17 protein-coding genes are annotated in these 16281 nt (G+C 62.1%); 8 read left to right on the top strand and 9 right to left on the bottom strand.

The features are described from left to right. Window position 1 precedes the first annotated feature (1 nt). Together crtB and FIV09_RS17890 are read right to left on the bottom strand one after the other, a co-directional pair. Window positions 2-1042: a 15-cis-phytoene synthase gene (gene crtB / locus FIV09_RS17895; protein WP_152452153.1), complete on the bottom strand. Its 1041-nt coding sequence runs from the start codon at window positions 1040-1042 to the stop codon at window positions 2-4. Continuing rightward, window positions 1039-2586 (bottom strand): phytoene desaturase, encoded by a 1548-nt coding sequence (locus FIV09_RS17890; protein ID WP_152452152.1) that lies wholly within the window; start codon window positions 2584-2586, stop codon window positions 1039-1041. The genes crtB and FIV09_RS17890 overlap by 4 nt, the downstream gene beginning before the upstream one ends. 123 nt (window positions 2587-2709) lie before the next feature. On the opposite strand from FIV09_RS17890, the gene crtA reads away from it, so the two are divergent. The 5 genes from crtA to FIV09_RS17865 are packed head-to-tail and all read left to right on the top strand — an operon-like array spanning window position 2710 to window position 8234. Then, complete coding sequence (crtA, locus tag FIV09_RS17885) at window positions 2710-3432, top strand: spheroidene monooxygenase (protein ID WP_152452151.1); 723 nt, start codon at window positions 2710-2712, stop codon at window positions 3430-3432. Continuing rightward, window positions 3429-4433, top strand: coding sequence for a magnesium chelatase ATPase subunit I (bchI, locus tag FIV09_RS17880; RefSeq protein ID WP_152452150.1), 1005 nt, complete (start codon window positions 3429-3431; stop codon window positions 4431-4433). Before crtA ends, bchI begins: the two co-directional genes overlap by 4 nt. Beyond that, complete coding sequence (locus FIV09_RS17875; protein WP_152452149.1) at window positions 4430-6109, top strand: magnesium chelatase subunit D; 1680 nt, start codon at window positions 4430-4432, stop codon at window positions 6107-6109. The genes bchI and FIV09_RS17875 overlap by 4 nt, the downstream gene beginning before the upstream one ends. A gap of 1 nt (window position 6110) precedes the next feature. Beyond that, a complete protein-coding gene (bchO, locus tag FIV09_RS17870; RefSeq protein ID WP_152452148.1) occupies window positions 6111-6968 on the top strand; it encodes an alpha/beta fold hydrolase BchO in 858 nt (285 codons plus the stop codon). A 39-nt stretch (window positions 6969-7007) separates the two neighbouring features. After that, on the top strand, window positions 7008-8234 hold the full coding sequence (locus FIV09_RS17865; RefSeq protein WP_152452147.1) for an MFS transporter: 1227 nt from the start codon (window positions 7008-7010) through the stop codon (window positions 8232-8234). Here the strand turns inward: FIV09_RS17865 and FIV09_RS17860 are convergent. The 3 genes from FIV09_RS17860 to FIV09_RS17850 are packed head-to-tail and all read right to left on the bottom strand — an operon-like array spanning window position 8214 to window position 10527. Beyond that, window positions 8214-8813 carry a Smr/MutS family protein gene (locus FIV09_RS17860; RefSeq protein ID WP_152452146.1) on the bottom strand — a complete coding sequence of 200 codons (600 nt, stop codon included), beginning with the start codon at window positions 8811-8813 and terminating at the stop codon, window positions 8214-8216. The two genes, FIV09_RS17865 and FIV09_RS17860, sit on opposite strands and share 21 nt — an antisense overlap. Continuing rightward, on the bottom strand, window positions 8810-9871 hold the full coding sequence (locus tag FIV09_RS17855) for a murein transglycosylase A (RefSeq protein ID WP_152452145.1): 1062 nt from the start codon (window positions 9869-9871) through the stop codon (window positions 8810-8812). The genes FIV09_RS17860 and FIV09_RS17855 overlap by 4 nt, the downstream gene beginning before the upstream one ends. After that, a complete protein-coding gene (locus FIV09_RS17850) occupies window positions 9868-10527 on the bottom strand; it encodes a Tim44/TimA family putative adaptor protein (RefSeq protein ID WP_152452144.1) in 660 nt (219 codons plus the stop codon). The genes FIV09_RS17855 and FIV09_RS17850 overlap by 4 nt, the downstream gene beginning before the upstream one ends. A 106-nt stretch (window positions 10528-10633) precedes the next feature. Here FIV09_RS17850 and FIV09_RS17845 point away from each other — a divergent pair, with 106 nt between their 5' ends. Both FIV09_RS17845 and secB read left to right on the top strand, forming a co-directional pair. Beyond that, window positions 10634-11152 carry an FxsA family protein gene (locus FIV09_RS17845; RefSeq protein ID WP_152452142.1) on the top strand — a complete coding sequence of 173 codons (519 nt, stop codon included), beginning with the start codon at window positions 10634-10636 and terminating at the stop codon, window positions 11150-11152. A 66-nt stretch (window positions 11153-11218) separates the two neighbouring features. Further along, window positions 11219-11734, top strand: a complete 516-nt coding sequence (gene secB / locus FIV09_RS17840) for a protein-export chaperone SecB (RefSeq protein ID WP_152452140.1) — start codon at window positions 11219-11221, stop codon at window positions 11732-11734. A 1-nt stretch (window position 11735) separates the two neighbouring features. Here the strand turns inward: secB and dnaQ are convergent, their stop codons facing one another. From dnaQ to FIV09_RS17820, 4 genes are read right to left on the bottom strand one after another with little or no spacing between them, the layout of a single operon-like run. Continuing rightward, the gene (gene dnaQ / locus FIV09_RS17835; protein ID WP_152452138.1) at window positions 11736-12425 is read right to left on the bottom strand and encodes a DNA polymerase III subunit epsilon; all 690 of its coding nucleotides are present in this window, start codon (window positions 12423-12425) and stop codon (window positions 11736-11738) included. Window positions 12426-12427: 2 nt separating this feature from the next. Further along, a complete protein-coding gene (gene coaE / locus FIV09_RS17830; RefSeq protein WP_152452136.1) occupies window positions 12428-13012 on the bottom strand; it encodes a dephospho-CoA kinase in 585 nt (194 codons plus the stop codon). Then, window positions 13009-13842 carry a shikimate dehydrogenase gene (locus FIV09_RS17825; protein WP_152452134.1) on the bottom strand — a complete coding sequence of 278 codons (834 nt, stop codon included), beginning with the start codon at window positions 13840-13842 and terminating at the stop codon, window positions 13009-13011. The genes coaE and FIV09_RS17825 overlap by 4 nt, the downstream gene beginning before the upstream one ends. Further along, a complete protein-coding gene (locus FIV09_RS17820) occupies window positions 13839-14438 on the bottom strand; it encodes a nucleoside triphosphate pyrophosphatase (RefSeq protein WP_152452132.1) in 600 nt (199 codons plus the stop codon). The genes FIV09_RS17825 and FIV09_RS17820 overlap by 4 nt, the downstream gene beginning before the upstream one ends. A 555-nt stretch (window positions 14439-14993) precedes the next feature. On the opposite strand from FIV09_RS17820, the gene rho reads away from it, so the two are divergent. Continuing rightward, a complete protein-coding gene (rho, locus tag FIV09_RS17815) occupies window positions 14994-16265 on the top strand; it encodes a transcription termination factor Rho (protein ID WP_172975764.1) in 1272 nt (423 codons plus the stop codon). The last annotated feature ends 16 nt before the right edge of the window (window positions 16266-16281 follow it).

The following is a 16281-nucleotide window of genomic DNA, read 5'->3' as shown; positions in this document are numbered from 1 at the left end:
CTCAGGTAGAGCGGACCCCGTCGTCAATCAAGGACGCCCCGCGCCGCTGGTCGCGTTCGGCAAGCTGCGACAGGACCGAGAACAGCGCATCCTGACGGCTCCACGCCTCGGGACGCTGTGCAGCCGCGGCATCCACGAGGAAACGCGTCTCCTCGAGCGGGCGCGCATACAGCACAGCCGAACGCGGCACGACGGCGCTTATGCCGGTGCGCATCGTCGACATGGCCAGCCAGCCGATCTTTTGCGCTTTGGAGGTGCGAGCGCGCTGCGTGATGCTGTCATGGCCCGCGCGGGCGAGATTGCCGCCGATGCCGTCATAGATGTGCCTTGCCGCATAGATGCCGGGTCGACAATCGAAGGGCAGCGCGGAAAGACCGGCCTCCGCACGTAAGTAAAGCCGCGTGGCTTCGGCGAGAAGGCGGCGCACGATACGCCGCAGCTCCGGGCTCGGTGTGGGGTTCGCCAGGAAGGATTGCGGCTCTATTCCAGCCTGATCCAGCCATTCGAGCGGCAGGTACAGGCGACCCTCGCGGGCATCTTCACCGACGTCCCGCGCGATATTCGTCAATTGCATCGCAACGCCCAGATCCGCCGCCCGGGCCAGTGCATGGGGATCGCGCACGCGCATCAGGACGCACATCATCACACCCACGGTTGCGGCAACACGGGCGGAATAGTCTCGCAATTCCGACAGGGTCGCATAGCGCCGTTCGGTCGCGTCCCAGCCCAGTCCTTCAAGCAGGGCTTCCGGAATGGCGCGCGGCATGTCGAAATCCTCGACCACCGCGGCGAAGGCCCGGTCCGGCGCGGCATTTTTCGGTCGGCCCTCATACACCCGGTCAAGACGGTCGCGCAGCCGGAGCACGGCTTCCGCCTTGTGGGCGTTCAGATCAACCTCGTCATCCGCCAGACGGCAGAATGCATAAAGCGCCAGGGCCGGGTCGCGCACTCGGGCGGGCAGAAGCTTCGATGCGGCATGAAACGACAGCGATCCATGACGGATTGCCTCGCGGCAGGCGATCATGTCAGCCGGTGCGATCATCGATCCACCTCGCTCGGAACGGGCACTAGCTGCGCCAGAACCTCCGCCGAGGAAATCACACCCGGCAATCCCGCGCCGGGATGGGTGCCGGCCCCCGTCAGGAACAGTCCATCGGCCTCTTCGCTGACGTTATGCGGGCGGAACCATGCGCTTTGCAGGATGCGCGGCTCTATCGAGAAACCGGTGCCATGCGGGGCGTTGTAGCGCGATTTGAACTCAAGCGGGGTGAGGATTTCCTCCGGCCCGAGATGCTTGGCAAGACCCGGTAGCAATTGCGTCTCGAGCACCTGTTCGACCTTCTTGCGGTAGACCTCCCGCTGCGTGGTCCAATCCACACCGTTGTCATGTCCGAGATGCGGCACCGGGGAGAGGACGTAGAATGTGTCATCCCCGTCGGGCGCCACGCTGGGATCCGTGACGCTTGGCCTGTGAACATAGAGCGACATGTCATCGGACAGCTTGCCGTTGATGAAGATGTCCTTGACCAGACCCTTGTAGCGCGGACCGTTCAGGATCGTGTGGTGGCCGACATCGGGCCACATATCGCGCGTGCCCTTCGTGCCGAAATACCAGACGAACAGACCCATCGACCAGCGCGAGCGATCGAGCTTGGGATCCGTCCAGCGTTTCTTCGGGCGGTTGCGCATCAGCTTGGAATAGGTCCAGCCCGCATCGGCGTTCGACACGACCAGGTCCGCACGGATCTCCTCGCCGTCGGCCAGGCGCACGCCGGTCGCACAGTCACCATCGAACAGGATTTCGTCAACCTCGGTCTCCATGCGCACGGCACCGCCCTGCTCCGACACGATATTGGCCATGACGCGGGCCATCTCTGCCACGCCTCCCATGGCGTAATAGACGCCGAATTCCTTCTCGAGATGACTGACAAGGATATACATCGAGGTCACGTTGAACGGATCGCCGCCGATGAATAGCGGATGAAAGGACAAAGCCATGCGCAGCCGTTCGTCCCTCACGCGCCGCGCGGCATGGGCATAGACCGACCGATCCGCCCGCATCCGCGCGAAGGTGGGCAGAACGGCTATCAGGTCGCGCAAACGGTGCATCGAGCGGCGGCCCAGATCCTCGAAGCCAAACCAGTAGCGCGCCTCTGAATCCTGCAGAAACTTGCGATATCCCGCCACATCGCCCGGTGACAGGCGGCGCACTTCCTCGACCATGCGTTCGGTGTCGCCCGAGGCCTCGAATTTCGATCCGTCCGGCCAGCGGATTTCGTAGAACGGATCGAGCGGGCGCAGGTCGATATAATCTTCGAGCTTGCGACCACAGGCGGCCCATAATTCCCGAAAGATCTGGGGCACGGTCACGATCGTGGGACCAAGATCGAACCGATGCCCCTCTTTCCAGATCGCAGAACCGCGCCCCCCTGGGACATCGAGGCGATCCATCACCGTGACGCGATAGCCCATCGCGCCAAGCCGCATCGCGGAGGCCAGTCCACCCAGCCCCGCGCCGATCACCACCGCATGCGGTCCGGTTTTCAGGCGCGCAGCTTCGATCAGCGTTGTGTCAATGCGTGTCATTGGATCATCCTAGCACTGTCAACTTTTTCTTACAATCTCGGTGTTTCAGGGGTCTGCGACACGGAGAAGCTTTTCATAAGGCAATATATATGTCAGTCTTTCTTGACAGTCTTGGATTCTTTTATGCAGAGCGTCAGCCTCACCCTTTTCCGCTTCGACGGACTCTCGGCCAGAAGCTGGGCACTCGCGATGATGGCTTTTGCGCGCCCCATGATGCGCAAAGTGCCGGGTTTGAGCTTCTGGAAGTTGTGTGGCTCGGGCACGGGCGAGGGCTTCACTCCGATCCCCAATACCGCCGTCTACGCGATCCTGTCGGTGTTCGATGACGACGCACAGGCCCGCGATGCGATCAAGATCGCCCGGCCCTGGACGCTCTATCGTGCCCGCGCCGCGGAAGAATGGACCGTGTTCCTGTCTCCCATTTCGACCCGTGGAGCCTGGTCCGGCATCGCCCCGTTCGAGGTCCAGCGCGATACGCATGAAGGCCCGCTCGTGGCGCTGACGCGCGCAACGGTCAAACCCGCCATCGCGGCGCGCTTCTGGAACCGCGTGCCGGATATCAGCCGGATGATCGGTGCCGACCCGAACGTGATGTTCAAGATCGGGATTGGTGAGGTGCCGCTTCTGCACCAGGTCACCTTCTCGATCTGGCCTGACGCGAAAAGCATGGGCGCCTTTGCCCGCAAGAGCGGCCCCCATGCCGCTGCCATCGATGCGGTTCGATCCGGTCGGTGGTTCAAGGAAGAACTCTATGCCCGTTTCCGAGTGACCGGAGAGCAGGGCTCCTGGGATGGGCAAAGCCCTCGCCTGGGCTCATTCATCACATCTCAGGAGGGACAACGATGAAACATCCGTTCCCATTCTCCGCCATTGTCGGCCAGACGCAGATGAAAACCGCGATGATCCTGACTGCGATCGACCCCGGCATCGGTGGCGTCCTGGTCTTCGGGGATCGCGGGACCGGCAAATCGACGGCGGTTCGCGCATTGGCGGCTCTGTTACCGCCGATCTCCGTGGTTCAGGGCAGTGCGACCAATGCCGAGACGCTGACGGATGTGCCCGAATGGGACCGGGGCGCGGGCGAGGAGAGTATCGAAATTCCGACGCCCGTGATCGACCTACCACTGGGGGCGACGGAAGACCGCGTGGTTGGCGCCCTCGATATCGAACGGGCGATCACCCGGGGCGAAAAGGCCTATGAGCCGGGACTGCTGGCCCGTGCCAATCGCGGCTACCTCTATATCGACGAGGTGAACCTTCTTGAGGATCATATCGTCGATCTGCTTCTCGATGTCGCTGCCTCCGGCGAAAACCTGATCGAGCGCGAAGGTCTATCGGTCCGGCATGACGCCCGTTTCGTGCTGGTGGGCTCCGGCAATCCCGAGGAAGGCGAGTTGCGGCCCCAGCTCCTTGACCGGTTCGGTCTCTCGGTCGAGGTCCGGTCCCCGCAGGATGTGGAAGAACGCATCGACGTGATCCGGCGGCGTGCGGCCTATGATGTGAACCCCGAAGCCTTCCTGCAGAAATGGCGCGCCGAGGACCTGAATATTCGCAACACGATCCTCGCGGCACGGGCATCTTTGGCTGGAATAGAGACGAAAGATGCCGCTTTGCGCGATTGCGCGGAGCTGTGCCTCGCCCTCGGATCGGATGGGCTACGGGGCGAATTGACCCTCCTGCGCGCGGCACGGGCGCAAGCCGCCTACGAGGGTTCGGACCGGATCACCCGGACGCATATCAGAACCGTCGCGCCCATGGCGCTATCCCACCGGCTACGTCGTGATCCGCTTGACGAAGCGGGCAGCAGCGCGCGCGTCACCCGCATGATGGAAGACATCCTGGCATGAAGCAGGACCGGACCGAGACATGGGTGGCGGGTCATCTTGCCCTGACCCTGATCGCGGTCGACCCCGGTGGCTTGGGCGGCTTGCATCTGCGGGCCCGCGCCTGCCCGGTCCGGGACGCATTTCTCGCCACGGCACCCAACGCTTTGGCCCCATTCACTCGGATTGCCCCGACGCTCGATGACGACGCGGTGTTCGGTGGCATGGATATCGCCGAAACATTATCCAAGGGCCGTATCGTGCAGAAACTGGGTCTGATTTCGAAGCCCGGCACTGCGCTTCTGACCATGGCCGAACGCACGCGCCCCGGTCGCGCGGCACGCTTTGCCCAGCAGCTGGATCAGGGCCGCTTCGCGCCGATGATCCTCGTGGATGAGGGGATCGACGACGAGGCGGCCCCGAATGTGCTCACAGATCGGCTGGCCTTCATGGTCGATCTCGATGGCATGCGTGCGATGGAATTGTCCGAGCTTGCCATTTCGGAGGCGGATCTAGCCGCGGCGCGCGACGCCCTGCCGACCATCGCTGTTCCAGACGATGCCATTTCGGCGCTCACCATTACCGCTTTGCGCTTTGGTATCGCATCGATGCGCCCGCCCCTGCTCGCCCTTGCAGCTGCGCGGGCAAATGCGGCTCTGAACAGGCGAAAAACCGTTTCGAGTGATGATCTGAGCATCGCGGCCGAGCTTGTCTACGCGCATCGCGCAACCCAGCTGCCCGAGGACGACGCCGAGACACCGCCCGATACGGATATGGCGGAGCCCGAGACTGCCCCCGATCAAGACCCCGACGATGGCGATACCTTCGACATCCCCGACGAGCTTCTGATCGAGGCCGTCCGCGCAATCCTGCCCGACGGCGCGCTCCATGCGTTGAGCGACAGGGCGAAGACGCGGACCGCCTTTCAGGGCGCAGGTGCCGGGCGAAAAAGGCGCAGCAATCGACGCGGACGTCCCCTGCCCGCGAAACCAGGAATGCCGGGCTGCGATGCGCGGCTCGATCTGTTTGCAACCCTGCGCAGCGCCGCGCCCTGGCAAGGGATGCGGCGCGCGGCACAGCCCGAACGAACCGGTCTCATCCTGAATTCCAGTGACTTCCGCGTGAAAGTTTACGAAGAACGGTCTGACAGGCTGATCATCTTCGTGGTGGATGCCTCGGGCTCCGCCGCAATGACGCGATTGGCGGAAGCGAAAGGCGCGGTCGAAACCGTGCTTGCCGACGCCTATGCAAGCCGGGATCACGTGGCGCTGATTGCCTTTCGGGGTGAAGGCGCCGACATCCTGCTCGCGCCGACCCGGTCGTTGGTTCAAGCCAAACGTGCGCTGGGCGCCCTGCCCGGTGGCGGAGGAACCCCGCTTGCAGCCGGTCTTCTGGCGGCCGCCGAGATGGCGCGCCGTGCGCAAGGACAGGGCCTGTCCCCCTCCATCGCGGTTTTGACCGATGGGCGCGCGAATGTCGGGCTCTCCGGTCCCGGACGGGAGGCTGCGGAGCGTGATGCCACGCAATGCGCAGCCCAGATTGCGGCCATGGGCCTCCCTGCCCTGATGCTTGATACGAACCGGCGGCCCAAGGGCGATCTGTCGGTCCTGTCGGCCAAGATGGGTGCCACCTACATGGCCCTGCCCCGCGCTGATGCGCAGTCGATTTCGCGCTCTGTCACCGATGCCTTGCGCGGCTGAGATGGCCCGGACCGGACCGCCCGCCGATTGGCCCCTGGCCGAATGTTCCCGCATGGTGATGGCGCGCCCGCATCATTGGCATGTTCAGATCACAGGGACGGGCCCGGTTCTGCTGTTCCTGCATGGTGCAGGCGGTACGACCCATAGCTGGCGCGATGTTCTGCCCGCGATCCCCGGATTCACCTGCATTGCCATCGATCTGCCGGGGCACGGCTATACGCGGCTTGGGTCGCGGCAACGATCATCGCTGGAATGCATGGCGCAGGATCTTCACCACCTCTGCGATCAGGAGGGTTGGCAGGTCCGCGGTATTGTTGGCCATTCGGCGGGCGGCGCCATTGCGCTTCGATTGTCACGGATGCTGCCCGATGAGCCACCCGTTGTCGCGATCAACCCCGCGCTTCAGCCATTTGACGGGCTTGCGGGGGTTGTCTTTCCAGCCGCCGCGCGGGCGATTGCCACCCTGCCCTTCGCCGTCGATCTCATCCACAAGACACTTGTTGCGCCCAGCCGTGCTCGGCAGCTTCTGGATGGAACAGGCTCGAAAATCGATGATGCCGGTGCCGCGCTCTATGCCCGTCTCCTGGGCAATCGCACCCATATCGAAGGTGCGCTTTTGATGATGGCGCAATGGACGTTGACCGGTTTGATTGCGGATCTGCCCAAGCTCGAGACGCGCGCGCTGTTTCTGGTCGCGAACAATGACAGGACCGTGCCACCGGAGACCGCAACCAAGGCGGCCAACCGCATGAAGCATGCGGAGGTGGAACGACTGGACGCGCTCGGTCATCTGGCCCATGAAGAGGCACCGGACCAAATCGCCGCGCGGATTACGCGGTATTTTACCGAAATGAATTGATGAGTCGGGGCACGTTGCCCCGCACGCAGCGAGGCAGGCGTGACCTTTCTCAAAGAAAATGCCCCATGGCTTGCCGCGGGGGTGATCCTGACATTCCTGTCCAGCTTCGGTCAGACGTTCTTCATCTCGATCTTCGCGGGCGAGATTCGCACGGAATTCGATCTCAGCCACGGGGATTGGGGCGCGGTCTACGCGGCAGGCACATTGCTGTCCGCTGTGACGATGATCTGGGCGGGCGCACTGACCGACCGCTTTCGCAGCCGCTCGCTCGGGACGGCCGTTCTGATCGCGCTGGCCTTTGCATGCCTGCTGATGGCGTGGAACAGATCGGCGCTCATCCTTCCGGTATCGATCTTCGTGCTCCGGCTGTTCGGGCAAGGCATGACGAGCCACATCGCCCTGGCGTCAATGTCGCGGTGGTTCGTGGCGACGCGCGGCCGCGCGCTCAGCATTGCGAGCCTCGGCGTGACCTTGGGAAACGCCGTCATGCCGGTGATCTTCGTGGCGCTCATGGCGCTTTACGACTGGCGGGTGCTCTGGGTCCTCGCCGCAGGAATCGCCTTCGCAGGCATCCCGTTTTTGACCCTGTTCCTGCGCAAGGAGCGCACCCCGCAATCCATGTCCGCGCAAAACCAGGCGGTTCTGGGCATGGACGGACGCCACTGGAACAGGATGGATGTGCTGCGCCATCCGCTGTTCTGGATGATGATCCCCGCCCTGATGGGTCCGCCTGCATGGGGCACTGCGTTTTTCTTCCAGCAAGTGCATTACGTGGAGGTGAAAGGCTGGGAGCTGATCGAGCTGGTGGCGTGGCTGCCGCTTTTCACGATTGCGACCACGGGGGCGATGTTGGCCTCCGGCTGGGCCATTGACCGCTTTGGCGTCGCCCGCGTTTTCCCCACGGCACTTTTGCCCTCAATCGCCGCTTTCATTGTATTCGCCTGGGCCGCCACGCCGCTTCATGCCGGGATCGGCTTGACGCTTCTGGCGCTGACCCAAGGTGCGCAAGCGACGTTGCCCTCTGCATTCTGGGCCGAATTCTACGGAACGCGCCATATCGGGGCGATCAAGGCGATGGGAGCGGCCGTCATGGTGTCGGGCACCGCCATCGGGCCGGGCGTGACCGGCTACCTGATCGATGCGGGCGTCAGGATCGAAGACCAGTATCTTCTGATCGCGGCCTATTTTCTGGTGGCGTCGCTGGTGATGATCGTCGGTCTTGCGCGGTACCGCGATACGCTGATCTCAGCTTCGGAAGCGGCGTAGATAGACGTAATAGGCACCGCCACCACCATGGCGCTGATGCGCCTCGCTGATCTGCAACACAGCGTTGGAAATCGGCGGCATGCGGAGCCATTGCGGCACCTGCGATTTCAAAACACCCCGGCGGCGCGGTGCTGCGTCATACGGATCCTCGCGCTGACCTTTCCCGGTGATCACGAGAACGAGCCGCAGACCGCGCGATTGCGCTGAATGGATGAACCCGATCAAGGCAGGATGCGCCCGATCCAACGTCATGCCGTGCAGGTCGATCCGCGCCTCCGGTTTCAGCTTGCCGCGTTTCATCCGCGTGAAGGCCTTCGCATCCATCTTCACCGGATCGCGGGAGAGGCGCGATGCGGTCGTCTCTGGCAGGCTCCAGGTGTTGGACTTTGCGGGTCCGCGCTGGCCGAGATCGAACCGCTCTATCGAGGGGACCGCGCTGGGCGCAGGTTTCGGGGCCTTGATCGGATAGGCCGCGCCGGAGGGTTTGGCGAGCTTGCCCTGGGTTTCCAGCTTTCGCGCAGAGCCCGCGACCCGGCCCCAAAGCTCAAGCTCGTCCGGGCGAAGCTTCCGCCTGCTCATAGGGTCGGATCGGGCAGAAGCGCATAGGCTCGCTGGATCGGCAGGAGCACATACATCTGCCCCGGATCCTTCAGCGTACCGGCCCATGCGCCCGCATCCGCGCCGGTCCCGGCAAAGATATCGGCTCGCTGTGCACCTTTGATCGCCGATCCGGTATCCTGTGCGATCATCAGGCGGCGCAGTGCGTCGCGCCCATCCTTTTCGATCCAAACGGGCGCGCCGAGCGGTGTGTAGGCCGGATCGACAGCAATCGACCGCATCGGGGTGATTGAGCGGTTCATCGCGCCCAGCGGACCCTTATGCGCCGGGACTTCGCTGACTTCCCGGAAAAAGACATAGGACGGGTTGTGAAACAGCAGCTCTTCCCCCTGAACCGGGTTCTGCCGTACCCAGTTCTTGATGACTTCGGCGGAAACCCGATGCTCCGGCAGGATATTGCGCCGTATCATCTCCACACCGATGGAGCGGTATTCCTGACCGTTCGATCCCCCGTATCCCACACGAATAACGCCGCCATCCGGTAGACGAATACGGCCAGAGCCCTGAATTTGCAGGAAAAACAGCTCAACCGGATCATCGACCCAGGCAATCTCCAACCCGCGTCCCTCCATGACACCGGATGTCAGGATATCGCGCCGCGTCAGCCATTGGCCCGCCGCACGCGCTTCGGGAGGCATCTTGTAGACCGGCCAACGATACTTGCCGCCGGGACGCAGCGCACCATCCAGCTCGGGCTCAAAATATCCGGTGAAAAGCGCCTTGTCGGTGCCTTCGCCCGCGCCATGCGTGATACGGACGGGGCGGAAGAAAAGCTCGAAGAACGCGCGAGGGTCGGGATCGTCACGCGCCGCACGACACAGGGCGCGCCAGTCTGGATCCTTAAGATCGCGGCACGTCTCGAGAAACGCCGTCAAGGCCGCGCCGTGATCATCCTCGGCCCAGCCGTCAAGCACATCGAAATCGAGGATCTCGTAGACCGGGCCGTCGTCCGCTGCGCTTGACGGGTCGGGAGCCATCAGCGTCACCCCCAGAATTATCGCCAGAAGGCGCTGGATCATTCGCTCGTTGCGACGAGTTGCCAGTTCGGATCGTCGCTGCCGATGCGGCGTGCATAGGTCCAGACGTCCTTTTGGCGCTTGATCTTGGTCGGGCTGCCTTCGACGAGCGTGCCCTCCTGATCGTAGACCGCGAAGGTCAACTCGCCAAGATAACGCACCGTCAGCTCCGCCTCGTTCGTATTAGGATCGAGCGTCGCCTCTTCCAGAACGGTTTCACGGACACCGACGAATTCCGCCTCGACCGTCAGACCCTGTTCTTCGCGCTGGGCGATGCCCGCCTCGAAGCTTTCATAGACGTCATCCGAAAGAAACGGCTTCAGATCCTCGATCTCACCCTTCTCGTAGCCCATGAGGATCATCTCGTAGGCGCCACGCGCACCGCCAAGAAACTCGCCCACGGAGAAGGACGGCTCGATCTTCTTGATCTCCGCCAACGCGTTCGCCGCCGCGGAGCCCTCGGGCACATGATCGACGATGTCGGGATCAGGACCACCCTCGATCACCTCGAAGCCGCGACGATCCGGCACAGGGTCCGCCTGCGGTTGAGAGGGCGGTTTTTCGAACCCATCACGCGTTCCGAGCACGTTTTTCAGCCGCAGGATCAAGAAAACCGCAATTCCTGCGAGTACAAGTAACTGTAGAATGGGCGAATTCATGGGACCTCTCGGGTGAGCCTGTAGAACCTGTCTCTTTGCGTTCCTATGTAGGCATGGCAGGACCCCAAGTCCACTGATGCGGGGAAACCCGGGAAAGGAATTGGCCATGTGGCTTCTACTGGCGTTTATCGGCGTACCGCTGATCGAGATCGCGCTATTCATTCAGGTCGGCGGTTTCATCGGTCTCTGGCCGACGCTTCTGATCGTTGTGCTGACCGCGATGCTGGGGACGTGTCTCGTCCGCTCGCAGGGAGCTCTGGCCCTGTCGGAGCTGCGATCGTCGTTCAATGACCTGCGCGATCCGACCGAACCGCTGGCGCACGGCGCCATGATCCTGTTTGCCGGTGCGCTGTTGCTGACACCGGGCTTTTTCACCGATGCCGTTGGCTTCGCATTGCTGACGCCGCCCTTCCGCCGCGCGGCCATCGCTTATGCGCGAAAGCATGTGAAGGTCTCTCGCTTCGAGATGGGGGGCGATCCCCGTCGGGATCCCAGGCAGCATGCGGGCGTCAATCCCGGACGGCGTCCGCCGCGCGACGGCGATGTGATCGACGGCGATTACGTCGAGGTTGATCCCGCCAAACGCCCGACCCATCCCGGCAACTCCGGATGGACCAAGCATTGAGGTCATCAAGCGCAGTTGGTAAGCGTCCTGCAACATTTGTGACCCACCCCTGAAAGGACCGCGCCCATGAGCGATGCTTCCAACAATGCCGGGGCCGAGAACGGCGCAGCCCAGGCGCCCGTTCAGCCCAAGATGAACATTCTCGCGCAATTCATCCGCGACATGTCTTTCGAAAACGTGCTCGCGCAGAAAGGTGCGAAGGGCGAAACCAAGCCTGACATCCAGGTTCAGGTGAACCTCGATGCGCGCAAGCGCCAGACCGAGGGTCAGTACGAAGTGGTGATGAAGCTGAACATCACCAACAAGTCCAAGGAAAGCGGCGACACGCTGTTTCTGCTGGAACTGGATTACGCCGGTATCTTTCAGGTCGAGAACATTCCCGATGAGCAGTTGCATCCCTTCCTGCTGATCGAATGCCCGCGGATGCTGTTCCCCTTCGCGCGCCGGATCGTGGCCGACGTCACCCGCGACGGTGGCTTCCCGCCGCTCAACCTCGAGACCATCGATTTCATCGCGCTTTATCGCGCGGAATTGCAGCGTCGGCAGCAAGCGCAGGCAGCCGCCCCTCAGGGCACCGCGTAACTCAGAGTTTGCGCCAGAGCGCATCCTCTCCAAGCTTCTCGACAAAGGCGGCGTGAGCCGCCTTTTCGCTGTCCGTGATCCGCGGGGGCAGGGGTGTTGATCGCCGCGTCGGGCGCCAGTCCGTCTCTGTTCCCGCAGAACTCCCGGATGTCTGCGCGGTGCTCAGCGCAAAGTCGGGCTGCTTGCCCCCGATCAGTTCGAGATACACCTCCGCCAGAATTTCACTGTCGAGAAGCGCGCCGTGCAAGGTGCGTGACGAGTTGTCGATATTGAAGCGACGGCAGAGCGCATCGAGCGAGGCAGGCGAGCCCGGAAATTTGCGCCGCGCGATATCCAGCGTGTCGACGGCCTGTTCCCAAGGCAGGGCAGGGCGCTTGACCCATTTCAACTCGGCATTGAGGAATTTCATGTCGAACGCGGCGTTATGGATCACCATCTTCGCATCCCCGACAAAGGCGAGGAAATCGTCCACGATATGCGAGAAGACAGGCTTGTCGCGCAGGAAGTCATCGCCCAGCCCGTGCACCTCGAAGGCCTCTTTCGGCATGCTGCGTTCGGGATTGATGTACTGATGATAGGTGCGCCCCGTGGCGACGTGGTTCCAAAGCTCGACCGCACCGATCTCGACTATGCGATCTCCGCTTTCCGGATCGAACCCGGTGGTTTCGGTGTCGAGGACGATTTCGCGCATGGTTAGAGCCGCTTTCTGATCTCTTCGAGGACAGTCTGCACGTCCGCGCGGGCCGTCTCAAGATCCGGCGTCCGTATCGTGAAGTCCGATCGATCCAGCTTGTCCTGGATTGGCATCTGCTTGTCGAGGATACGCTCGAAATCCGCCTCGGACATTGTGCCGCGCTCCAGAACCCGGCGGCGCTGCTCGCCGTAAGGCACGTAGACGCAGGCCGTCGCGTCCATCTCCGATTGTGCGCCTGTCTCGAAGAGCAGGGGAATGTCGTAAACGGTGATATCAGTCTCTGTTTTTGCGGCAAAGACGTCCCGGTCCGCCCGAACGAGCGGATGCACGATGCCTTCGATGGTCTTCAATGCGCTCTCATCCTTGGCGATGATGTCCCGCAAAGCGCGGCGAGATACCGCGCCATCTTCGATGGCGTCGGGAAAGACCTCGCCGATGGGCGCGACGGCAGCGCCGCCTGCTTGATAGAACCTGTGTACAGCCGCATCGGCATCCCAGACAGCCGCACCTTCTTCGGCGAAAAGGGCGGCCGTGGTCGATTTGCCCATGCCGATGGATCCGGTAAGGCCGAGCTTGATCGTCATCTGAGCACCGCAGCCCGCGTTGCCTCATCGACCTCGGGGCGTTTTCCGAACCACCGCTCAAATCCCGGCACCGCCTGATGAAGAAGCATGCCGAGCCCGTCCACCGTCACGCAGCCCTGTGCAGCGGCGGCGCGCAAGAGATCGGTTTCGAGCGGTGCGTAGACGATATCCGTCACGAGGGTGCCGGGCCGCAGCCCGTCGAGCGGCACGCGCAGCTTCGGCTTGCCGGCCATGCCGAGGGAAGTCGTGTTCACCAGCGTTGCCGCGTCTTCAAGGACGTTGCCTGCCTGCACCCAATCGACGACATCGACGCGCGTGCCGAGTTCTCGGGCCAGAAGCTCGGCACGATGGCGGGTGCGGTTCGTCAGGATGATCCGCGGCACACCCACTTCCAGAAGCGTGGCAAGGATCGCGCGCGCAGCCCCGCCTGCGCCCAGAACGACGGCGGGGCCCGCCTTCGGATCCCAATCCGGTGCGTTTTGCCGCAGGTTTTCGAGGAAGCCGTAGCCGTCTGTATTGTCCGCATGGATCTTGCCGTCACTGCGGAAGATCAGCGTATTTGCCGCCCCGATCAAGGTCGCGCGGTCTGTGACCAGATCCGCGATCTTCAGGACCTCTTCCTTGTAAGGGATCGTCACGTTCAGCCCGACAAATCCCAGCTCGGGCAACAGCCGCAGTGTTTCTTCCAACCTCTCGCTCGGCACGTCCATCGGGATGTAATGCCCCGGAAGGCCGTATTTTCGCAGCCAATGACCATGCAGATGTGGGGATTTGGAATGGGCGATCGGGGAGCCGATCACGCCCGCCAGAGGAATTCGGTCCATGGTCATGACGGCAGATCCCCTCTGATCACCAGGTGGTTCAGGAATTCGAGCAACGGCAGACCCAGGATCGCGAAATGGTCGCCGTGAATCTGGGCGAAGAGGCGGACGCCTTCTTCCTCGATCTTGTAGGCCCCGACCGAGTGGCGCGCGCTTTCCCAGTTCCGCTCCAGATAATCGTCGATATATTCGTCGGACAAGGCCCGCATAGTCATGCGGACTTGACCAACGTGACGCCAGACGGGACGGGCATCCTCATAGAGTACGGCGGCGGAATGGAGATGATGCGTCTGTCCCCGAAGACGGCGCAGTTGCGCGCGCGCCGCGTCGATATTCTCGGGCTTTCCCAGAACGTCCCGCCCCTGCGACAGGACCTGATCGCATCCCAGAACCAAGGCGTCTGGCAATTTGCCCGCGACCTTGCTGGCCTTCATCTCCGCCAGCGTGTCAGCGACGTCGCGGGGGTGTGCCTCTTCCGCGGCGAGGCTTTGCCGGATCGCTTCCTCATCGATCCGGGCAACCTCGATTCGAAAGGGTACGGCCGCCTGGCGCAGAAGGTCGGCACGAATTTGCGATCCCGAGGCGAGGATGAGCGGTTTTTTCATGTGGACAATCCAGCGGATATATTCGGTAGGCGGCGCCGGACCGTTCTGTGAAATATCCCGGCAGGTTGCAAGCTGGGGACGAAGCGCGCGCTTCCTACACATTCCCGGAGCTGTTGTTCGGGTTGTGCATGGGAAAACTGACGAATGGGGCCAATCGCGGCTGAAGCCCTCTCGTCCTGCGAGCAATCCACATGGGACTGGATATCAATTAAATCTTCAAAGCATTGATATCATTAGACTAAATACAGAATTTTCCGCGCGGGTGAGGTATTCCTCCGCAAAACCGTCCACAGGCGTGGGGCAAGTGGAAAACCCGGGGAGAAATACATAATCCACAGGAAACCGGATGCCCTTAATCAATCATCAACCTTTCTTAAAAGAGTCTTTTTATTAAGGAGAACCAGGTCCGAGGGCCCGAGTGCGCGGTCTCTTCGAGAAGATTGACTTCGGAGAGGGAAGCGCTTAGCCCTTCCTTGGCTCCCGTCCGGGAGTTCGACTTTCCCATCGCTATGCAGAGAGAAATGCGCGCAGCCCCTGCGTGCGGGTGTTACATTCATGAACCTTGAAAAGCTGAACCTGTCCGACCTGAAGGCGCAATCGCCGAAAGATCTTCTGTCCCTCGCCGAAGAGCTCGAGATCGAAAACGCGTCGACGATGCGCAAGGGCGAGATGATGTTCCAGATCCTTCGCGAGCGCGCGGATGAAGGTTGGGACATCTATGGCGACGGCGTTCTGGAGGTTCTCCAGGATGGGTTCGGGTTCCTGCGGTCGCCGGAAGCGAATTATCTTCCGGGTCCGGATGACATCTACGTCTCTCCTGACATGATCCGCAAATTTTCCTTGCGGACGGGCGATACGATTGAGGGCCCGATCAAGGCGCCGGAAGACAATGAGCGCTATTTCGCGCTGATGGATGTGAGCCAGATCAACTTCGAGGATCCGGAAAAGGCGCGCCACAAGATCGCGTTCGACAACCTTACGCCGCTTTTTCCTGACGAGCGTTTGCAGATGGAAGTCGAAGATCCGACGATCAAGGATCGGTCCGCCCGGATCATCGACCTTGTTGCTCCGATCGGCAAAGGCCAGCGATCTCTGATCGTCGCGCCGCCGCGGACCGGTAAAACAGTTCTGCTGCAGAACATTGCGAGTTCGATCGAGAAGAACCACCCGGAATGCTATCTGATCGTCCTGCTGATCGACGAGCGTCCGGAAGAAGTGACGGATATGCAGCGGTCGGTGAAGGGCGAGGTGATCTCCTCGACCTTCGACGAACCCGCGACACGACACGTTGCCGTCAGCGAGATGGTGATCGAGAAGGCGAAGCGGTTGGTGGAGCACAAGCGGGACGTGGTGATCCTGCTCGACTCGATCACGCGTCTTGGCCGCGCCTTCAACACCGTTGTGCCCTCGTCGGGCAAGGTTCTGACCGGTGGTGTGGATGCAAACGCGCTGCAGCGGCCGAAGCGGTTCTTCGGTGCTGCCCGGAACATCGAAGAGGGCGGGTCGCTCACCATCATTTCGACCGCGCTGATCGATACGGGCAGCCGCATGGACGAAGTCATCTTCGAGGAATTCAAGGGCACGGGTAACTCGGAAATCGTTCTGGACCGGAAGGTTGCGGACAAGCGGGTCTTCCCGGCGATGGACATTCTCAAGTCCGGCACGCGGAAGGAAGAGCTCCTGGTCGAGAAGGTCGATCTGCAGAAGACATTCGTTCTGCGTCGGATCCTCAATCCGATGGGCACGACGGATGCGATCGAGTTCCTGATCTCGAAGCTCAAGCAGACCAAGACAAATTCGGAATTTTTCGACTCCATGAACACCTGATCCGGGGTCCGGGAGA

This window comes from Roseivivax sp. THAF197b (assembly GCF_009363255.1).
Classification (GTDB): Bacteria; Pseudomonadota; Alphaproteobacteria; order Rhodobacterales; family Rhodobacteraceae; genus Roseivivax.
The sequence above is the reverse complement of the archived record's forward strand: the minus strand, read 5'-3'. Positions and strand labels throughout refer to the sequence as shown.